This window comes from Caballeronia sordidicola (assembly GCF_000729995.1).
Taxonomy (GTDB): domain Bacteria; phylum Pseudomonadota; class Gammaproteobacteria; order Burkholderiales; family Burkholderiaceae; genus Caballeronia; species Caballeronia sordidicola_A.
On record NZ_JNFG01000199.1, the window covers coordinates 261,438 to 280,264 of the forward strand.

Sequence of the window (18,827 nt, forward strand, 5' to 3'; positions counted from 1 at the left end):
AGTAATCCCGGCAGCAAGTTTAAGGCTGTGAACAGCCGTGACAGGAACTACAGGCCGGCAAGATCGACAAGCGGCAGCAGATTGAGGAAAGCGTTCAGCAATCCCTCGACCTGATTGCAACCGCGGACCGGATGAGTCCGATAGGTTTCGATGTGAAGACCGTGCGTCTATACGAAAAGATCGCGATCTTGCCCCAGCGGATGCGTGAGACGAAATTGTCGATTTCGTCCAACCGACCAGCTTCAACGGTCAGTGGGGACCCATGTTCGCTCACTCAGGCGATATCGATAACACCAGCGACTCTTTCCGCGTAAGTAACTCTGTGAAATTCACGAGCGTCGATTATCGCGGCGTTTCATTCGCGGGCATGCTCGGGCTCACGAACTCAAACGCGCCAGGCGTCGCGACAGTCGGCACGTGGAGTGCGGGTGCACGCTATCAAAACGGACGTCTCCTGCTGGCGGGGGCTTATTTCTTCGCGAAGGATCCAGCAACACTCTTTCCCGACGGCGATTTCGTTGGCAACACAAGCGGTGCCGCGATCGGCGCTGCCGGACTGTTCAGCTATGTTGGCAACCCGGTGAATCAACAGATCATCGGTCTTGGCGCTTCTTATCGATTCGATTGGGCAACCTTCGGCGGCGATTACACGCGCACGCTGTTCGACGACGCAAACGGCACGACATCGACCGTGACGTTCTCCAATTACGATGTCTGGATGAACTACGTTGTCGAACCGACGCTTTCCGTTGGGGGTGAGTACACTTTCACCTACGGCAAGTTGGGATATTCGGGCGAAAACATCGGATATCACCTTGCGGGGCTGGTCGCGGACAAGAAGCTTTCTAAGCGGACGGAGGTCTACGCAATGGCATCGTTTCAACGAGCGATTGCAGGTGCGAAAACAGCCGATATTTTCGACGGTGCAATTGCGAGCGCATCATCGGGCCGAAATCAGATGGCATTTCGTCTAGGTATCGTGCACAAGTTCTGATATCCAACGACGAACCCATCATTGCAGGCAAATATGGGTTCGACTTTTTTATACTTTTCTGCTCAGCGAGACGCTGCACGACAAGCGGTTACCGTTATCTCGACCAGCCAGCCTGGCGGGACAAGGCGAATAACCTGTGCTCGTGTGCGTGCCGGCACGTTTGGCTGCTCATCTGTACCGAAGAATTGGTTGTACACCTCCGAAAACCCGGCGAAATCAGCGGAGCCGTCACCCGACGGGTCGGCAACGAGCAAAGCCTGCATCAAAACGATATCAGCCATGATGTAGCCACGAGCGTTCAGGATTCTCTCGATCTGCGTGAGCACGCTCAACGTCTGTACTGCGGTGTTCCCATATGCCGACGACGTGTCGGGCTGCGCCTCTGGATCGGCGATCTGAGGACCGACGCCACTCAGCACAACTTGCTCGACTCCCGATGAAATTTCAATTACCTCGGCGAATTCGCGCGCCCAAGGTTCGGTTTCGGAAGCAGGATTGCGATGCCGGGTAATTTGATCGGTTGTCTGAGTGTTTGAAGTAGTCATTGTTCAAAGAGTCCAAACTCATCTCCGGCTGGTTTAGCGGCCGGTCATCTATAGAGAGCGGTAATTGCCAATCCGCAGGGTCGCCGTTAGCAGGCCATCCATCTCCGCTATCGCGGTTTCATGTTAGCCGATCCGGATACCGCCGGACAATTGAATATAAGTACGGCACGGATGAGCGCGAAGCATGTGTCAGGTTAGCTGTAAGCATGGTGGGGTGCATCTCAGTTTTCGTTCGATGCCTGCCAGCACGCATTACCTCAAGTCATGTATCCACGCAAAAAAGTTGATTGCGGCGCCAATTTTCGCCTATGACCATTGCATCAATCGTAAGTGTGGTCGAACGAAGTTCCCATCGTTGAATCGGAAGCTCCCGGCATCGCACCAGCACCAAAACACGACATTTCTATCTTGCTCAAACACGACATTAGGATATTGCCCTTAGAGTTTATGTCGAGGCCAGATACAGATGTCGTAGCGGCAGCAAAGTACAAATGTCGTAGCCGGGAGTGTGTCAGCGAGATTCTGTCTGTCTCCTGGTTTAAAACGGCACGCGGTGTTGAAGGACAGTTTTGAACTGGCACTGCGCTTACGTTCGCGCAGCCGGTTCCTGCAATCCGCTACTTCGGTTTGCTTGGTCGAGTGGCAGGTTTGGCCTGCTTAGCGGCAATCAACTTGAGCGCCGCATTCAGATCTTCATTCGTGAACTCGCGCTGCTTCTTCGTGCCCGGAAGTCGTTCCTTCTCGCGTACGGCTGCACCACGGTTCGTGCGTGACGGCGAACCCGACGCACGGCGATTATCGCGTTGTGCCTGAAGCACCTGGGCCAGTTGCAAGGCATGGCCAAGACGCTTGTGATCGATCACCGCGCCTTGATCGATCTCGGAGAGCCGGTCATAGGACACATAGGGCAGAGCGATGCCGTCTGCCCGAATCTCGATGCGCCCGTCCGGAAACTCCCAGACCTCGATGTAGCGGTGTACCAGCTTGCGATTGGCCGGCGTATCTCCAAGCAGATAGATCACGCGGTCGTACTGCACCGTCAGTGACTTCGTCACGCGTCGCGGCTCGCGCCAGGTGAGAATCACATCGAGCTCTTCATCATCACGCAGTGGCCGGTGCGCATCGAAGCTGCTGCGCGGCGGTTTCGCAAAGCGTGCGTTGTAGGTTGCCATGAAGGAGGGCGCATAGGCATTCGCCGCTTCGATCGTGCTGATGCCGCGTAGACGCATCTCCTTCACAAGCCGGTCCTGCAACGTCAAATGCGCCCGCTCCACGCGACCCTTGGCCGAGCTGCTGTTTGCACACCACGTATCAATATTCAGCTCGAACATCGCTCGTCCAAAGTGCGTGACTCCCTTTCCGCCCTTCGTGGCGTACTGGTTGCTGCGAAACACGCTCGCCTTGTCGCTGTAGAACGCCACCGGCTTGCCGTGTGACGCGAGGTAGTGGCGCGTTGCCTCGAAATAACTGAAGGTCGACTCGGTCGCAGTGAAGTGCAGCGTCATCAGCCGGCTGGTCGCATCGTCGACATACACCAGCAGCGTGCATTGCGGCGCCCGTGCTTCGAACCAGGCGTGTTCGCAGCCGTCGATCTGCACCAGCTCGCCCAGGCACGAGCGGCGCGAGCGCGGCTGGTAAATCTTGGGTGGGCGTTGCCGGCGCGGCACCCATAGCCCGGCATCACTCATCAGATGGCGCACCGTTTCCTTCGACAATGTCAGCCCGTGGCACTCACGCAGTTTCTCGCAGGCGAGCGTCGGGCCGAAGTCGGCGTAGCGCTCACGGATCAGCGCCATGGCCTGGGCGCCCAGATCGACCGGTAACTGATGATTGCTCGATCGACCACGACGGCGGGAAACCAGACCGGCGGCGCCTTCGCTTCGATACCGGCCCGTCAGCCGTTCCACCTGACGCCGGCTGATACCGAGCCGCTCAGCGGCACGCCAGGGCATCAGCCGTTCTTCGATCACGGCCTCAATAACCTTGAGCCGATCCAGCTCACGCATCGTCATGGTGATCTTCCCGGTAAGCGTCACGATGGACTCCGGCAGCCTGAGAACCGGTATCCAGCATGATCCGAAATTGGCTCAGCTACGACATTTGAACTTTGCCTAAGTACGACATTACTACTTTGCCCTTAGATCTTAAAAGTTGATAATTTGTATTATGTAAAATACAACATGTCCAAGGTATTCCAGCGGTACTGTCACATTGTTGATGGTCGTGCGAGTGAAATCATAGAACGTATGGAATCCTGTGTTACGCGGCAAGACGACCCAACATCGAATGCCCGGTCACGGCCTCCCACGCCTCGAAGGCTTGCGTGCGTTCGGCCCGCTTCTCTTGCGCGTTCGTGTTGTAGCGGCAGTGCATGAACAGGTTTGCCACCTGATCATGGACCGAGGTAAGCCGCTGCAGGTGGCGCGCTGATTTGAAGCGGCGCATCACCTTCTCGCGCACCCGCGTTGGCTGATGCGAGTTCTCGGCCCGGTTGTTCAATCCCTTGTGTTGGCGATGCTCAACGTTCAGCCCAAGGTCCCGGTTCGCAGCAGCGTAGCTCCTGAGCTTGTCGGTGATCAGAACGCGCGGTGCGCGTCCGTGCTTCCTGAGCAGCTTGCGCATCAACCGCCGTGCCGCATGCCTGTGGCGCCGGCTTTGCACCAGCACGTCGAGCACTGCGCCGTGCTGGTCCACCGCCCGCCACAGCCAGTGCTTCTTGCCGTTGATGGTGACTACCACTTCGTCGAGGTGCCACTTGTCGCCTCGCTCGAGAGCAGTGGACCGGATGCGCCGGGCAATGCACAGGCCGAACTTCACTGACCAGCGTCGCACCGTCTCGTACGTCAGGTCAATGCCCCGGGCAGCCAGCAACTCCTCGACCATGCGCAGGCTCAACGGAAAACGATAGTACAGCCACACCGCATAACTGATCACATCGGGTGGGAACCGGTAGCCGGCATAGAAGATGGGGTCGTTGGCAGGTGCGTTGTGTTGGAGAGCAGTTCGTGTCATGCCCACAATTGTCGCTGCATTTCCGGCAACATGCCAACGACGTGACAATACCTTCGAAGGTTCTGCTCCGCCGTATACTTGTGCGAGGTAGCCTGGTTGTGGCTGCTCTCCTCGAACGAGGTATCGTCCTGAGGGAATCTTCCTCCCCAAGCGAAACCAGGTCCGATCGATTTTGATAAGGATGGTCAGTCGCCATGCGCAAGATCCTATTGTTTCTCTTCCTTCTTTCCGCTTTGACCGGGACCGAATTGATTGCGAAAGAGACCACAATCGGTGTCGTCCTGCCGGGGTCATCACTTCTCTTCTACCAAGCGATGATCAAGGGAATTGAACAGGCGGCTCACGATCAGCATGTCCAGCTCCTGATTCGCAACCCATCGGATGGGACGTCGCTCGACACGTCGAATCTCCAGTTGCACATCATCGACTACCTGGTGCAGCAGGGCGTGGCTGGGGTCGTGCTGGCACCGGAACCGCTGGTGGGCAAAACCCCGGTATCGATCTCCGTCCCGGTAGTTCTCGTCGATAGGGACAGCGCTGACTACGACGGCATTTCGACCGTCTATACGGACAATTTTGGTGCAGGTAGAAAGGCTGCGCTCAGCCTTGTCCCCGTCCTTCGCAAGGGCGCCAAGGTAGCAGTGTTGCGGCTCGCACCGAACATCAGCTCCACGACCGCGAGAGAAAACGGGTTCATAAGCGTGGCACGGGAAGAGGGATGGAATGTGGTTATCGATATCTATGTGGGTTACCGGCCCCGTGAAGCGGAGAGCTTGACCGCCAAGGCGTTGAACGCCTATCCGGGTCACCTCGATGCCGTTTTTGCACCCGCTGAGCCAATCGCCTACGGCGCCTTGCGGGTTATTGACGCCCGGTCGATCGGAGATCGCCCGCGTCTGGTCGTATTCGACTGGCGTCCAGAATTCATGGATGGACTCAGACGTGGCATCGTGTATGTTGATATATTGCAAGACCCTTACCGCATGGGCTATCTTGCGCTGGAAGCATTGGTTGGGGCCTTGCGAGGCCGTCCGCCGCGCCCCAAAGTTTTTGTCAACGTGGTCACGGTAACGCCGGACAACTTGAATGATCCGGCGATCCGTGCGGTGTTGGAAAATTACACCCGATAAGCACTCCAGAACAGCTTTTCGCACGACGGTCATCTCACCCGGATCAGCTCGACGGCATGCTGCATCTGCCATTGATACGCTATGTCGAAGTCCGCGAAACATACGTCACCAGTCCGTTCAAGGTTTCCCGAGGTTCAGTACAGGTCAAAGATGCGGTCGTCAGGGAGTTCCCCATTTATTACTGTGACAACGACCGGCACCAGATCGGAGTCCTGCACGTTGAGGGTAGCCTGACCGATATTTACCGGATCTGCTGCGCGAGGCGTTGGCCTCGCTCAATCCACTCCGGCGTGGCTCGTCGGCTATGTCGAGCACGCCCAAGACTGTCGTCTCATTTCCCTTAACCCAGCGACGTGGCAAGACCTGCGCCGCCGTCGAGCTTGAAGATCGAGACCACTTGCACTAGTTCGTGGGACTGGTCGCGCAGGCTGTTGGCCGCGGCGGTCATTTCTTCCACCAGCGCGGCGTTTTGCTGGGTGGCCTCGTCCATCTGGGTGACAGCCTCGCCGACCTGGGCCACGCCCAGGGATTGTTCGTTGCTGGCGGCACTGATCTCGCCCATGGTGTCGGTGACGCGGCGGATGGAGCGGACGACTTCGGTCATGGTGAGGCCGGCCTGCTCGACCTGGGCCGAACCCTGAGTTACGCGTTCCACGCTGGCGCTGATGAGCTTTTTGATTTCCTTGGCCGCGTCGGCGGAACGTGCGGCCAGGCTGCGCACTTCATTGGCCACTACCGCGAAGCCGCGACCCTGCTCACCGGCACGGGCTGATTCCACCGCAGCGTTCAAGGCCAGGATGTTGGTCTGGAAGGCGATGCCGTCGATGACGCCAATGATGTCGAAGATTTTCCTGGAACTGTCGTTGATACCTTTCATGGTTTCCACGACCTGATTGACGACTCCGCCACACTGTATGGCGACGTCAGACGTGTTCATGGCCAACTGGTTCGCCTGGCGGGCATTCTCGGCGTTCTGGCGCACGGTGGAACTGAGCTCTTCCATGGAGGCGGCGGTTTCTTCCAGGGCGCTGGCCTGACTTTCAGTGCGGGCGCTGAGGTCGTCGTTGCCCTGGGCGATTTCGGCACTGGCGGTGGCCACGTTTTCCGAGCCGGAACGTACGTCGGAGACAACGCGCACGAGACTGGTTTGCATGTCTCTCAGGCTGTTGAGCAACAGGCCCACTTCGTCGGTGCTGTGATTATCAATACGGGCGGTCAAATCACCTTCGGCGACCTGGCGGGCTACCCCGGTGGCTTTCAGCAGCGGCCTGGTGATGCTGCCGGAGATCAGCCACGCACACAGCACGCTCAGCAGCAGGCTGACCACTCCAAGAGCGATCATCAGTGTGCGGCTGAATTCGTAGTTGGCCTCAATCTGCGTGGCCACCTTGTCAATTTCTGCGCGCTGCTGCTTCACTAAAGCGTCAACCTTCGTCACGAAGAGCCTGGACGCGGGTATGAACTCTTGCTCTAGCAATTGGTTCGCCTCCTCGGCTTTGCCCGATTTTTTCAGTGCATAAATCTGGTCGCGGGTAGAGATAAAAATTTTGCGCTGTTCACCAATTGCGCCAAACAAGGTCTTTTCCTCGTCAGAGATCATCAAAGCTTCTATTGACTTTTGTAACGCTCCTGACACCGTGGAAGAAGCCATTGCTTCTTCCACAAAGTAACTGGCAAGGCCAGGGTCAGCGCTCTTGGCAATCGCGGTCGTGCGGGTCACCGCGGTATTGATATTGCGTGACCAGTCGTTGACAAGCCGCTCGGTCTGTATTGGATTGGCAACCAGATCGCGGGTTGCTTGCGCCACAGAGGACAGGCGGGCAAGCCCTATGACGATGCTGATCATCGACATAATCAATACCACAACAAATCCTGCAGCCAGTCGCTTGGCAATGGGAAGGTTGGAAATAAACGTTGGCATAGTCAGTTTCTTCAATAACCTTAAGGGAAAAATATCCGCCGACAATAGGGACTATCAGAGTTCGCGCACTACAGGTATACGGCTGCAAACTCCGACCGCTGAAGACACCATTCGATGAGTCGTTCCTGAATTGGAGGTAGGGATATCCTTAAGCCGCCTCGGACGGAGGCCTTTTTCTCCGGTTGATGTAACGGCGAGTGTGATCGATAGATGCATTGCTGGCTGGGGTATACGGCCAGCGCGCATCTACGGAGGAAGCAACGAGTGCATTCGTCAGCTCCCTAACCCGAGATACTAACCACCGCCTCCTGGGAACAAGCCCGTCGACAGCCAAACCCCAGCTCGACATATTTTTTGCGCGCCTCCCAGTAAGGCGACCCTGGCGCAATGACCTCCTCCGCATAACGATGGACCCTCTGCTGGACATCCGTACTATCGAATTGCATGGTTCGGCCAGTTCATGCAGCGTGCGTGGCGCAGCGCGCCGTTCCAGATAGGCCGGACTTACGGCCAGGATCATTGCACTCGGCGCGAGCCGACGTACCTTGAAGCCGCTACCAGTCTCAATGCCCATGCGCAGGGCCAGGTCTATGCGCTCGGAGATCAGGTCTGTCGGCGTATCGTCGAGCAGGAACTCGAGGCTGATGTGTGGATAGCGCGCGTAAAACTCGACCAGCCATTCCATCCCGAGGAGTTCGAACGGGCGAGCCATCGCGGCGACGCGAACCGAGCCGGGCGGTGCCTGCTCATCTGCATGGAGCCGCCCGATCTCGAGAATCTGGTCAAGCGCGGGCGGGGCGCTAAATCTTGCAACTGCGGTCACAGTCGGGAACGACTACATGATTGGTATAGCCAGTCGATTCGCCGGCATGAGCGGTTGAACAGACATCCAGGTAACCGCGCTGCGGACTAGCACATCCACGGGAGACGCCAGGACCGACGCGTTGACCCACGTGGTCAGGCAAGCCGCTGCGAATTCGGGAAAGGTCACCGACGCCACATGGAAAGCCGCTCAAAAGGCCGGCTGGGGCGACGAGCATCTGACCGAGGCATTCGCGTTTCTGGGACTGACGATGTTCACGGGATGCTTCCTCAACCACGCGCAAACTGATACGGACATCTGACCAGGCACGCTATAGATGGCCAAGCAAAATACCTGCAACGAGCACCGCGAATTCCTCGCACAGGTGGATCGAAAACGCATGTCGCTGTCTCATACGCCTCCCTGCAAGTGAATACACGCGCAAGGGCTGTCGAATCATTGCCCGGCGACGAATTTGCGCGAAGGAATAGCGCTCACTCCTGTGCGCCATTGCGAGCGGATTTCCGTTTCAACCGAGACCGGAAGTGAGATGTAGTCCAGGTCTTCCGCAGCCTGCCCCCCGCTCTTGAACGCCCAGTCGAAGAACTTGAGCGTTTCCTCGCCGCGGTATGACTGGTCCTGCGTCATACGCAACAACACATACGTAGCGCCGATAATTGGCCATGCATCCTTGCCCGGTTGATTGGTCAGGAATTGGTTGTGCGATCCTGACCAATCAGCGTCTGCGACCGCCGCTTTGAAGGTCCGCGCACTGGGTTCGACAGCGGCGCTCGACGCATTTTTCATGGCCACGTATGTCATATGGTTTTGCTTCGTGAAGTCCCATGCGACATAACCTATCGCGCCGGGAAGATACCCGACGTAGGTGGCCACGCCTTCATTTCCTTTGCCGCCTAATCCACGCGGCCAGCGCACACTAGTGCCCTCTCCAACCTTGCTTTTCCACTCGGGACTAACCTGCGCGAGATAGTGCGTCCAGATGAGGGTTGTGCCCGACCCATCCTGGCGACGCACCACGGCAATGGGGGTATCGGGCATTTTGATTTTCGGATTCAACTGAGCAATTGCCGGGTCGTCCCAGTATTGGATCTTGCCGAGGAAAATGTCGCCAAGCAACGGACCTGACAGCGTCAACTCGCCCGCCTTGATGCCGGGAAGGTTGACGACGGGTACCACACCCCCGACAACGGTCGGGAATTGCAGCAACCCATCCTTCGTTAGTTCATCGTCGGTAAGTGGCGCGTCCGAGCCCGCAAAGTCGACCTCCTTTGCAAGGATCTGTTTGAGGCCATCTGATGAGCCAACGCTATGGTAGAGCACCTTGCCTCCGCCGGCCTTCTGGTACTCGGCGGCCCACCTGAAGTAAAGAGGAGCCGCGAACGTGCTGCCAGCGCCAGTAATGTCGGCGGCTTGGACCGCGACGACGAGTGACCCGCCAACCAAAGCGCCAATCAACAGTAGAAAAGGTCTCACGACTATCTCCCTTCGAATTGTTGTGTGACATCGTTGAGCGGCGCGAGCCAAGAGACGAGATACGTCGTGAGAGGAGATTGCGTCTGCGTACGCTTTTTCGCTGTACCCGCAAGCGTTTACGGCTCATGAATACGTGAGCAATAGCCTCAGTCAAGGAAGGTGAAAGTGTCAATTCGTATTCGTACGTAGTCCAACAAACAGAATGACCGGGCCGAAAAAGCAGACATTCGCTTTCCCAGCAGAGGCGGATCGACGCTGCGTGTCAGGTGGCGATCAATCCGGCGCTCAGACAGGCAAAAGTAATCAGAACACCTTAGCGCAAAGTTCTTGACCACAGCCCTAAGCTCTTGCGCGAAAAGCTGGGGCTGTTCCCACGCTGCAAAGTGTCCACCTTTGCTCACTTCGTCGAAGTAGATCAGGCGGTGGTAACTGCGCTCCGTCCAGGTACGAGGCGCCTGGTAGATCTCGCCCGGAAACACCGTGACTGCCGCCGGAATCGAGATATCGACCGCATTGAAATTGTTCGCGTTGTTTTCCGAATAATTGGCCCGCGTGAACGGAGGCGCTCGCGCTACAGCCCATGAGACGTATTGCCTTCTCAGGAGGCGGCGCCCGGTGTGTCCGATCGCATCACGATCCTGACCGACGCGGTCGAGAGTTGCGCAGCGCATATCGCAGGCAGCGACTCGATTGCCTTAAAGAAATGGCGAAATGTTCGCCACCGCGCGCGTCACGTAAGCCTCCTTTTCCCCCACAGGCGCCACGTAATGAATCGCGCTGCGCGCAGCCTCGACACCCTCCAGACGCGCGATCACCCAGGCAGCCAGATACTGCGACGACAGGCATCCTCCTGCGGTCGCGACATTCTGCCTGGCCACGAATGGCTGGTTAAGCACCGCGACGCCGGCCGCCTCGACCCATGGCTTGGTCGTCGAATCCGTGCACGCAGGCACGCCATCCAGCAGCCCGAGTTTTGCGAGAATCAGGGTGCCCGAGCATTGCGCGCCCAGCAGCTGGCGAGTCGGGTCGAGCCTGATTCGCGACATCAAATCCGTATCGGCGACGACGTCCCGGGTTCGTATTCCGCTACCCACCAGCACCGCATCCGCGTCACATGCGTCCTGCAGAGACGCTTGCGCCTCCAGCACCACGCCATTCATCGAGCGCACGCGCTGCGCAGGACTCGCAACCGAAACACGCCAGCCGGGCCTTTTGACCCTGGCAAGAATGTTCAGAGCAATGAGTGAATCGAGTTCGTTGAAGCCTTCGAATGTCAGGATGGCGATGTGCATGGCGTCCTCGTGTGAGTGGAGAGCTTGTGTTGCGCCATGGTAAGACCGAGAATCGATACAATCAAAAAATTGTCATGGATACATTGGCATGCCTGATCGGCGCTACAAACAACTGGTCGACCGCCTCGCGGCGGATATCCGTGAAGGCCGTCTGCGACCCGGGACGCGTCTGCCGACGCATCGCGACCTGGCTGCTCGCGAAGGCCTTGCGCTGGTCACGGCGACGCGGGTCTACGCCGAGCTGCAGGTCATGGGTCTGGTCAGTGGCGAAACGGGCCGAGGCACCTTCGTCAAAGAGCCGCTGCCTCGCGCTCAAGTCAATGACCTTGCCGCGTGGAGCGCGGACACGGTCGATCTGAGCTTCAACTATCCGTCGTTGCCGGACCAGACCGATCTCTTCAGGGCGGCGCTACGCCAGCTCGCGGCAGCGGGCGACCTTGAGTCCATGCTTCGATACCAGCCCCATGGCGGGCGCGAGCATGAGCGGGCGACGGTGGCACACCACCTGGCCAGCCGGGGCCTGAAGGCAACGGCCGAAACCACCTTGCTTGTCAGTGGCGCACAGCACGGACTGACGACGACCGCCATGGCGTTGCTCGAGCCCGGCGACGTGGTAGCCGTGGACGCATTGACCTATCCAGGATTCAAACTGGCCGCCGAGACGAATCACCTGGAACTCGCACCGATCCCAGCCGCAGGAAGCGGCCCGGACCTGGACGCGTTGGCGACGCTCTGCAAACGGCGGCGAGTGCGCGCTGTCTACGCGATGCCCACGCTGCACAATCCGCTCGGCTGGGTGATGAGCGCGACGCGGCGCCGGGAACTCGTCGCCATTGCACGACGGCATGGGCTGATGCTTATCGAGGACGCGGCTTACGCGTTCCTCGCGCAGGCCGCACCGCCGCCGCTCGCATCGCTTGCGCCGGAGATAACAGTCTATGTATCGAGCCTGTCGAAGAGTGTCTCGACAGGGCTGCGCGTCGGCTTCATCCATGCGCCGGCCGAATGGATTCCCAAGCTCGAACGAATGATCCGGGCCACAACCTGGAACACCCCGGCGACCATGACGGCGATTGCGTGCGGCTGGATCGAGGACGGCACCGTCGCCATGCTAGAGGCTGAAAAACGGCGGGATGCTGCGGTTCGCCAGGATATCGCCGGTCGCGTGCTGGGTGACCTGAAACGGGTCGGCCATCCCGCGTCGTATTTTCTCTGGCTTCCTCTGGCTCAAGAGGTGCGGGCGGACGCAATCGCAATGGCGTTGAGTCGCGAGCGAATTTCAGTGTCGACCGCCCATCCGTTTTCAGCGTCTGCGCATGTGCCTCACGCCATCCGGTTGGCACTTGGTTCCGTCAGCTTAAGCACGCTCGAGCGATCCCTGGGAACGGTGGCCAGGGTCATAGCGGACCAGACTTACTGATCACCGATAGGGACACATTCATCGCGAGTAACGACGTTTTGCAATTCGTACCGCAGGCTGCGGACAGCGCACCGAATCTATCGATGCGATCGCAGAGCATTGGGTGCACCTGGAGTGATGGGCCGATACAGTCACCCACTTGCAGCGGCGAGTAAATCCCCGAAAACATGAGGCGTTAAGTCGCCACTACCGTGCGTGCTAAGTAGCGATGGGCGACGATCCACGAAACCGCGTTGACTGACCGAAATTGGCCGAACTCCGAAGTACACGGTCAGTCCGAACATCGGGGTCTCGCCGGATGACGAACTACCGTACCCGACCGACCTCTATCGCTAGTCGACTGCGCTAGAAGAATCCACTGAGAAACGCCGCGGCTTCTTCCGAGATACCAGCGATCTTGTTCGTTGCCTGACGATAGAATTTGAAATTGAGCTCAGTCTCGGGCCGGCCGTCATTCCAGTCGGTGAATTGCTTGAGGTCGCTTCGTCCCAACGTTCGCTTCGCGAGTGCAATAAGTCGGGTGGAAATGCTCACACGAGGCGTTTGCCGGATTATGCCGTGCTTCTTCGCGCTCGCTTCGACGGAAGTAACGATGCCACGTGAAGTACTCGCTGTGTGGTAAAAGTCTCGCAACCAGGCGCCATGACCGCCTCAAGGATCCATCTGGTCGCGAGTTGAAACGTTCACTCAAACAACGATACAAGATTTAATCTGGTCTACCGAAGATCAAGCGCACATTGTGCAGTTCGAAACCTTATCCTGCAGCCCGAGCTGGTACATTCGACAACAACGGCCCAAGCCCTTCGGCATAAGTCAGGTGCGAAATCACCGCATCGCGAAGCTTTTGATAGGGCAGCTCTCCCAATATAGCCGTCTGCATCGCGGCCATCACCTCACCCGCTTCGGCGCCAATCATCGTGAAGCCCAGAATGCGATCATCCTTCGCTCCGACGAGTACCTTCATGAATCCCTGCGTCTCATCGGTCGCAAGGGTTCGCAGCACATTAGTCATCGGCAGCTTCGCGACACGAACCGCAATGCCCTTGTGCTGCGCTTCGCGTTCGCTCAACCCCACATGAGCTAACGGCGGTTCGGTGAACATCGTGTACGGAATCAACCGGTCTGTCGTCCTGCGGTCCGCGCCGGCCATGTTGTCGCGCACGATTCGGAAGTCGTCGACGGACACGTGGGTGAACTGCGGACTGCCCGCCGCTTCGCCTATCGCCCAGACGCCAGGCGCGACCGTTTGCAACCGCTCGTTCACACGAATATACCCCCGTTCATTCAACTCAATACCGGCAGCTTCCAGACCGATGCCCGCAGTATTCGGAACCCGCCCCGCCGCGACGAGAAGGTCGCTGCCTTCGATCACCTTTTCGCCAGAATCAGTATGCAGCACAACCCGGACACCCGATCCGGACTGGCCTTCCACCTTCACCGTTTCGGCGTTCAAGATAACGTCAATTTCTTCTCCACGCAAAATGGCGAGCATCACTTCGGCGACATCATCGTCTTCACGCATCATCAGTCGTTCCCCGCGTTCGATAATTGTTACGCGGCTGCCGAAACGACGATAGGCCTGCGCCATCTCAATCCCAACGTACCCCCCACCCAACACCACCAAATGTTCCGGCACGTAGCCCAACTCCAGTGATCCAATGTGGGTCAACGGTTCAGCGGAGCGCAGTCCCGGGATATCGGGAATGGCCGCGTGGGTTCCGACATTGACCACAACCTGGTCGCCGCTAACCGTACGCTTCCCGCCATCGTTGAGTTCAACTTCGATCGTCCTGGGTCCGACAAACTTGCCGCTGCCCATGATCAGTTCGGCGCCGCTCGCCGCATAGGCGTCAAGGTGAGCCGTGACCTCGCGCTCGACCATGCCGCGCTTGCGCTCGCGAACCTTTGCCATATCGACGATGATGGGCCCCGTGACCGTACCGAAGTCCGCAGCATGGCGCGTCACATGCGCAACATGTGCGCTCCAGATTTCGTTCTTGCTGGGAAGGCATGCGACGGCTGGGCATGATCCCCCCACCCACTGTCGTTCCACGACGGCCACGCGCTGGCCCAACCGCCCGAGGTGCCATGCCAGAAGTTTGCCGCCCTGGCCGCTGCCAAGGATCACAGTATCGAAATGTTCAACGTGAGACATAACATCCTCCAATCGGGGAAAGGTCTATTGAGTCCGGCACGGCCGTCGTTCATCGCGTGTCAGATCTTGTGGCAGTGATGGTGACAACACCTACATGCGCGGTGCGAGCGTGTAACCACCGCGTGGACTACACGCTGCGCGATGTTTTCTGTTACTTGACCGGCGGGAAATCGACGTCGGTATCATTGATACGGTTGAACGTATTGGTGAAAATCGTCATGGCAACGGCCAACGAAATTTCAGCCAGTTGCGTCTCGGTATAGCCTGCCGCGCGAATAGCGGCAAATTCGTTCTCGCTGATCGTGCCGCTCGTCTTCTGCAAATTCAGCACGAAGTGCACGAGTGCGTCGCGCCTGGCATCGCCGGTGGCCTGCCCGGCGCGAATCTGCTTGAGTGCCTCGGTCGACAGGCCTGTCATCTTGCCCAGCATCGCGTGTGCAGCTACGCAGTAGTCGCAGCCGGTCTGCTCGCTGACCAGCAGCTTGATGGTTTCCAGATCCTGTTTGCTCAGGCTTCCAACTGCCAGCACGCCTTCTGCGTTCAGCACGGCGGAGAGCGTCTCCGGGGCCACGTGACCGACAGCCGCGAAGAGATTAGGCACGGTGCCCCCAGCGATCTTCTTGACCTGCGCGTAGACCTCAGCGGTGGCGCCGGTGGCGGTGGCGATAGCGGGGAAAGTGATGCGGCTCATGGTGGGACTCCTTCAGAGGTGGTGATTAAGAGCCTCCACTTTAGATTCCACGAGTGATATTTACGATACTAAATATTGCCATTATTATGCTCAAAAGTATCAAACAATCTCCGCTTAAATAACTCTGCTCGTCGAAACGCTTCAACGATGATCTCAAACGGTGTGACGGGTCCGTCGGGCAGCGCAGTACGAAGTTACCAATGAGAGCCGCGCATTAACCAAGTAGAATCCGACGTCATTGTTTGCGTCGACGCTCCGCTTGGCATGCGTTGGTACTTAGTCCAGAACGACGCGAAAACATGCTCACCCGGTTCACATGGATCTGCTAAGTCGACTGCTTTCACTGATACCCGTCACAGGGCAGCTGGAGCTGCGCTGTGTTTTCGGTGCGCCGTGGAAAATCGATCAGGCCGTCTCTGGCGTGCGAGAAATCCCCTACCACATCCTGTTGTCCGGCCATGCCATTCTCGAAGACGAGAACGGTCCGCCCGAACGGTTGACAGCAGGCGACATCATCCTGTTTCCAGCGGGCAACGCCCATCTTATTCATGACGGTAGCGGGGAAACAGCGGCGCCGGAAACCAGGAGCCGGAAGGCGTCGCTGATTATCTTTGAGAACGACCGGACAGGCGAAAAAGCTGACTTCCTATGCGGACGGTTTCTGCTCGGTGCAGTTCCAGACGGGCTGTTACGCGACCATCTGCCAGGCCGCCTGGTTGTGCATAGCGCATTGCCCGAACCAGGTAACGACGTCGAGGGTTCGGCGCAATCCATTGTCCGCACCCGCCTGAGGCAACTGATCGAACTGATGTACGAGGAGGCCAACGATCCCGGCCCTGGCAGCGAGATGTTCGTCAATCACCTGTCGGCGGCGTTGTTCGCACTGACGTTGCGTTTCGCCGCCGAAGGTACTGAGCCGCCGCATGGTTTGCTCGCGCTCTCGAGGCGGCCTCGTTTGCAACCTGCGATATCCGCGATGTTTGAAACACCGGGTGAGCCTTGGACCCTGGATCAGCTATCGGGGCTTTGCAATATGTCCCGAGCGACTTTCATACGTCAGTTTCAGGAGGGCATCGGCCGCTCGGCGTCGGATGTCCTGACTGAGGTTCGAATGACCATCGCGGGCCGAATGCTGTTGCATACCGCCACGCCGGTCGCTGAGATCGGTGAGGCGGTAGGCTATCAATCGAATGCGGCGTTTCAACGCGTTTTCAAGCGTCATATCGGTGTTTCGCCAGCGCGTTGGCGCTCGTCCGGCGGAAATCTCCACGCATGACGGCGTGGCATCGCGCCGAAGCAATCCCGGTTCGTACGCTCTAATCGTTCCATCTAATTCGCGCAGCTTCTCTACCTGCTCGTTATCCACAGCGATGTATACGGGGTGTTCTCGAGAAAGGGGGGTCGTACGCTAACGCTACGGGCCGACCGGATTGCCGCCTGGCCTGAAAGACCTGTCCAGCGGCGAACCGGTTGATTATGCGATGAGCGAGCGTATGACAAAGGCTCGACCCACCTCACCCTCACCTTGCAAGATATTGGTGAATGGCCTGAATGGCGGCTGCCCCCTCTCCCACAGCAGCCGCCACTCTCTTGACGGAGCCGCTCCGCACGTCACCGGCAGCAAACACACCGGGCCTGCTTGTCTCCAGATCATGCGGCGGGCGCTCCGCTTGCCAGCTGTCGCCCGTATCGGCACCGGTCAGCACAAACCCATCCTTGTCCAGGGCGACACAATCGCCAAGCCACCGGGTGTTGGGCTGGGCTCCCAGAAAAAGGAAAACGTGCTGGATGGGCTTCTGTTCGACCTGCCCCTGCCGGTCCCACTTTATTGCCTCAAGTTTCGACTCGCCGCATAACTCGACGATCTGTGTCCGCGTGTGAAGCGTGATGTTGGTCGTCGCGTTGATGCGCCTGATCAAATAATCCGACATGCTCGCACTGAGTCCGTCGCCGCGAATAACGACGTGGACATGACGCGCGAACCTCGCAAGAAATACCACAGCCTGTCCGGCCGAATTCCCGCCGCCCACTACAATCAGCTCTTCGTTTTTGCAGAACGCCCCCTCCATGAATGTCGCACTGTAGTAGATGCCGCGCCCCTCGAAATGCTCGAGACGGGGAAGGTCCGGCTTCCGATAGCGCGCACCGGTGGCAATGACGACAGCGCGAGCGTAAACACACTCGTCCTGATCCAGGCCCATGTGAAACGACGCGTCCGTGCAGTCGATCGTCAACGCCTCGATGGGCACGCCGACCTCGGCGCCGAACTTACGACATTGAGACAGGCCGCGGCCGGCTAGCGCCTGCCCCGATATGCCAGTCGGAAAGCCAAAGTAATTCTCGATCTTCGAGCTGGTGCCGGCCTGGCCCCCCGGCGCCTTGGCATCCAGAACCGCCACCTTCAATCCCTCCGATGCGGCATACACCGCGGCCGCGAGCCCCGCGGGCCCCGCGCCCACCACCACGAGATCAAAGTGCTCGCCATTGAGCCTGTCCGGACTCAGACCGATTGCGTCCGCGACGGCCCGGTGGCTGGGTTGCCTCAGCACCACGCCTTGCAACGTGATCACAACCGGAATGTCGGCTTCGGTTGCGCCATAGTGCATCAGGAGTTCCATGGCCTCTGCGTGTTCAACGATATCGAAGTAGGCCGAGGGCTCACCGTTGCGGCTCAGGAAGTGGCGCAGGCGTAGTGTTGGGGCCGAGGACGTACTCCCAATCACCACCAGGCCTACGTGTTGGCCCTGGATGAAAGCGACGCGGCGCAAGATATAGGCCCGCATGATGGTTTCGCTCAACTCCGCTTCAGCGATCACGAGCGCGCGCAGCGATTCCTCATCAATGACAATGACCTCACAATCGGAGACGACGCGTGTTGTTGCGACCGCAGCCCGGCCGGCGAGCGTGGCAACCTCACCGGTGAAACTGCCGGGGCCATGTGTGCCCAGTAATCGGGGGCCCTGAACGGACGCTCGGATCACCTCGATCGTTCCGGAGAGAACGGCGAACATTGCGGTGTGCCGGTCGCCTTCAGAGTAGAGGATGTCGTTGGTTTTGAGCTTGCGTCGCTCGCCGTATCGCTCCAATATCGCCAGTTGCCTTTCGTCCAGCGTGGGATATACCTGATGGTAGCGGCTGCCGCCTGACGACAGCTCGTTGGGCTTACCTGAAGAGTCTTTGCTCATGGCGGATTCCATCAAGTTGAGACGTGATCCCTGTCGTGGAACTGCTGCATCCACTGGGGATATGATATCTCCGGTTGCAACACGCGATCGAGCCGCTCTCCCCGCTGACCATATATCGCGGTATCTCTTTCAGGATTCTGGCAACCAATCAAGCAGGATATCTCAACTTTGACTGTGACCGGACAC

At 58.4% G+C, this 18,827-nt stretch carries 16 protein-coding genes and 3 pseudogenes; 7 read left to right on the forward strand and 12 right to left on the reverse strand.

Annotated elements, in window-relative coordinates; all coding sequences use genetic code 11:
- Positions 1–9: 9 nt before the first annotated feature.
- Together FH08_RS50845 and FH08_RS0135895 are read left to right on the forward strand one after the other, a co-directional pair.
- A pseudogene (locus FH08_RS50845) lies at positions 10–209 on the forward strand (IS5/IS1182 family transposase); the annotation flags it as partial.
- A gap of 53 nt (positions 210–262) precedes the next feature.
- On the forward strand, positions 263–994 hold the full coding sequence (locus FH08_RS0135895) for a porin (RefSeq protein ID WP_051888785.1): 732 nt from the start codon (positions 263–265) through the stop codon (positions 992–994).
- A 62-nt stretch (positions 995–1,056) separates the two neighbouring features.
- Here the strand turns inward: FH08_RS0135895 and FH08_RS0135900 are convergent, their stop codons facing one another.
- The 3 genes from FH08_RS0135900 to FH08_RS0135910 all read right to left on the reverse strand — a co-directional run bounded on the left by FH08_RS0135900 (position 1,057) and on the right by FH08_RS0135910 (position 4,551).
- Entirely contained in the window at positions 1,057–1,539 is a 483-nt protein-coding gene (locus tag FH08_RS0135900) for a RidA family protein (RefSeq protein ID WP_035568280.1), read from the reverse strand.
- Positions 1,540–2,156: 617 nt separating this feature from the next.
- On the reverse strand, positions 2,157–3,551 hold the full coding sequence (locus FH08_RS0135905; protein ID WP_031362968.1) for an ISNCY family transposase: 1,395 nt from the start codon (positions 3,549–3,551) through the stop codon (positions 2,157–2,159).
- Between the two features lie 247 nt (positions 3,552–3,798).
- Positions 3,799–4,551, reverse strand: a complete 753-nt coding sequence (locus tag FH08_RS0135910) for an IS6 family transposase (RefSeq protein WP_051888786.1) — start codon at positions 4,549–4,551, stop codon at positions 3,799–3,801.
- A gap of 194 nt (positions 4,552–4,745) precedes the next feature.
- On the opposite strand from FH08_RS0135910, the gene FH08_RS0135915 reads away from it, so the two are divergent.
- Together FH08_RS0135915 and FH08_RS54495 are read left to right on the forward strand one after the other, a co-directional pair.
- The gene (locus FH08_RS0135915; RefSeq protein ID WP_031362970.1) at positions 4,746–5,681 is read left to right on the forward strand and encodes a substrate-binding domain-containing protein; all 936 of its coding nucleotides are present in this window, start codon (positions 4,746–4,748) and stop codon (positions 5,679–5,681) included.
- Entirely contained in the window at positions 5,678–6,025 is a 348-nt protein-coding gene (locus FH08_RS54495) for a hypothetical protein (RefSeq protein WP_419178040.1), read from the forward strand. Before FH08_RS0135915 ends, FH08_RS54495 begins: the two co-directional genes overlap by 4 nt.
- Here the strand turns inward: FH08_RS54495 and FH08_RS0135920 are convergent.
- Together FH08_RS0135920 and FH08_RS53715 are read right to left on the reverse strand one after the other, a co-directional pair.
- Positions 6,022–7,602: a methyl-accepting chemotaxis protein gene (locus tag FH08_RS0135920; RefSeq protein ID WP_035568282.1), complete on the reverse strand. Its 1,581-nt coding sequence runs from the start codon at positions 7,600–7,602 to the stop codon at positions 6,022–6,024. The genes FH08_RS54495 and FH08_RS0135920 overlap by 4 nt on opposite strands.
- A 148-nt stretch (positions 7,603–7,750) precedes the next feature.
- Positions 7,751–8,314: a LysR substrate-binding domain-containing protein gene (locus FH08_RS53715; RefSeq protein WP_326929002.1), complete on the reverse strand. Its 564-nt coding sequence runs from the start codon at positions 8,312–8,314 to the stop codon at positions 7,751–7,753.
- A gap of 232 nt (positions 8,315–8,546) precedes the next feature.
- On the opposite strand from FH08_RS53715, the gene FH08_RS53720 reads away from it, so the two are divergent.
- Positions 8,547–8,726 (forward strand): hypothetical protein, encoded by a 180-nt coding sequence (locus FH08_RS53720; protein WP_235210606.1) that lies wholly within the window; start codon positions 8,547–8,549, stop codon positions 8,724–8,726.
- A gap of 134 nt (positions 8,727–8,860) precedes the next feature.
- Here the strand turns inward: FH08_RS53720 and pstS are convergent, their stop codons facing one another.
- The 3 genes and pseudogenes from pstS to FH08_RS0135945 form a co-directional block, all read right to left on the reverse strand.
- Positions 8,861–9,898, reverse strand: a complete 1,038-nt coding sequence (pstS, locus tag FH08_RS0135935) for a phosphate ABC transporter substrate-binding protein PstS (protein WP_051888787.1) — start codon at positions 9,896–9,898, stop codon at positions 8,861–8,863.
- Between the two features lie 335 nt (positions 9,899–10,233).
- Positions 10,234–10,440 (reverse strand): annotated as a pseudogene (locus tag FH08_RS53725) (epoxide hydrolase); the annotation flags it as partial.
- Positions 10,441–10,593: 153 nt separating this feature from the next.
- Entirely contained in the window at positions 10,594–11,190 is a 597-nt protein-coding gene (locus FH08_RS0135945; RefSeq protein WP_031362975.1) for a DJ-1/PfpI family protein, read from the reverse strand.
- Positions 11,191–11,278: 88 nt separating this feature from the next.
- Between FH08_RS0135945 and FH08_RS0135950 the strand changes: the two genes are divergently transcribed.
- Positions 11,279–12,610 carry a PLP-dependent aminotransferase family protein gene (locus tag FH08_RS0135950; protein WP_031362976.1) on the forward strand — a complete coding sequence of 444 codons (1,332 nt, stop codon included), beginning with the start codon at positions 11,279–11,281 and terminating at the stop codon, positions 12,608–12,610.
- A 345-nt stretch (positions 12,611–12,955) separates the two neighbouring features.
- Here FH08_RS0135950 and FH08_RS54210 read toward each other — a convergent pair.
- From FH08_RS54210 to FH08_RS0135965, 3 genes and pseudogenes are all read right to left on the reverse strand, one after another.
- Positions 12,956–13,213 (reverse strand): annotated as a pseudogene (locus tag FH08_RS54210) (hypothetical protein); the annotation flags it as partial.
- A gap of 151 nt (positions 13,214–13,364) precedes the next feature.
- Entirely contained in the window at positions 13,365–14,765 is a 1,401-nt protein-coding gene (locus FH08_RS0135960; protein WP_031362978.1) for an FAD-dependent oxidoreductase, read from the reverse strand.
- A 151-nt stretch (positions 14,766–14,916) separates the two neighbouring features.
- On the reverse strand, positions 14,917–15,456 hold the full coding sequence (locus FH08_RS0135965) for a carboxymuconolactone decarboxylase family protein (protein ID WP_031362979.1): 540 nt from the start codon (positions 15,454–15,456) through the stop codon (positions 14,917–14,919).
- A 316-nt stretch (positions 15,457–15,772) separates the two neighbouring features.
- Between FH08_RS0135965 and FH08_RS0135970 the strand changes: the two genes are divergently transcribed.
- A complete protein-coding gene (locus FH08_RS0135970; RefSeq protein WP_031362980.1) occupies positions 15,773–16,732 on the forward strand; it encodes a cupin domain-containing protein in 960 nt (319 codons plus the stop codon).
- 244 nt (positions 16,733–16,976) lie between these two features.
- Here FH08_RS0135970 and FH08_RS0135975 read toward each other — a convergent pair whose 3' ends face one another.
- Positions 16,977–18,641: an FAD-dependent oxidoreductase gene (locus tag FH08_RS0135975; RefSeq protein WP_031362981.1), complete on the reverse strand. Its 1,665-nt coding sequence runs from the start codon at positions 18,639–18,641 to the stop codon at positions 16,977–16,979.
- Positions 18,642–18,827: the final 186 nt, after the last annotated feature.

Coding starts and splice junctions, on each gene's coding strand:
- FH08_RS0135895 (WP_051888785.1), top strand. CDS start 263: ATGTTCGCTCACTCAGGCGATATCGATAACACCAGCGACTCTTTCCGC.
- FH08_RS0135900 (WP_035568280.1), bottom strand. CDS start 1,539: ATGACTACTTCAAACACTCAGACAACCGATCAAATTACCCGGCATCGC.
- FH08_RS0135905 (WP_031362968.1), bottom strand. CDS start 3,551: ATGACGATGCGTGAGCTGGATCGGCTCAAGGTTATTGAGGCCGTGATC.
- FH08_RS0135910 (WP_051888786.1), bottom strand. CDS start 4,551: ATGACACGAACTGCTCTCCAACACAACGCACCTGCCAACGACCCCATC.
- FH08_RS0135915 (WP_031362970.1), top strand. CDS start 4,746: ATGCGCAAGATCCTATTGTTTCTCTTCCTTCTTTCCGCTTTGACCGGG.
- FH08_RS0135920 (WP_035568282.1), bottom strand. CDS start 7,602: ATGCCAACGTTTATTTCCAACCTTCCCATTGCCAAGCGACTGGCTGCA.
- FH08_RS53715 (WP_326929002.1), bottom strand. CDS start 8,314: ATGGCTCGCCCGTTCGAACTCCTCGGGATGGAATGGCTGGTCGAGTTT.
- FH08_RS0135945 (WP_031362975.1), bottom strand. CDS start 11,190: ATGCACATCGCCATCCTGACATTCGAAGGCTTCAACGAACTCGATTCA.
- FH08_RS0135950 (WP_031362976.1), top strand. CDS start 11,279: ATGCCTGATCGGCGCTACAAACAACTGGTCGACCGCCTCGCGGCGGAT.
- FH08_RS0135960 (WP_031362978.1), bottom strand. CDS start 14,765: ATGTCTCACGTTGAACATTTCGATACTGTGATCCTTGGCAGCGGCCAG.
- FH08_RS0135965 (WP_031362979.1), bottom strand. CDS start 15,456: ATGAGCCGCATCACTTTCCCCGCTATCGCCACCGCCACCGGCGCCACC.
- FH08_RS0135970 (WP_031362980.1), top strand. CDS start 15,773: ATGGATCTGCTAAGTCGACTGCTTTCACTGATACCCGTCACAGGGCAG.
- FH08_RS0135975 (WP_031362981.1), bottom strand. CDS start 18,641: ATGAGCAAAGACTCTTCAGGTAAGCCCAACGAGCTGTCGTCAGGCGGC.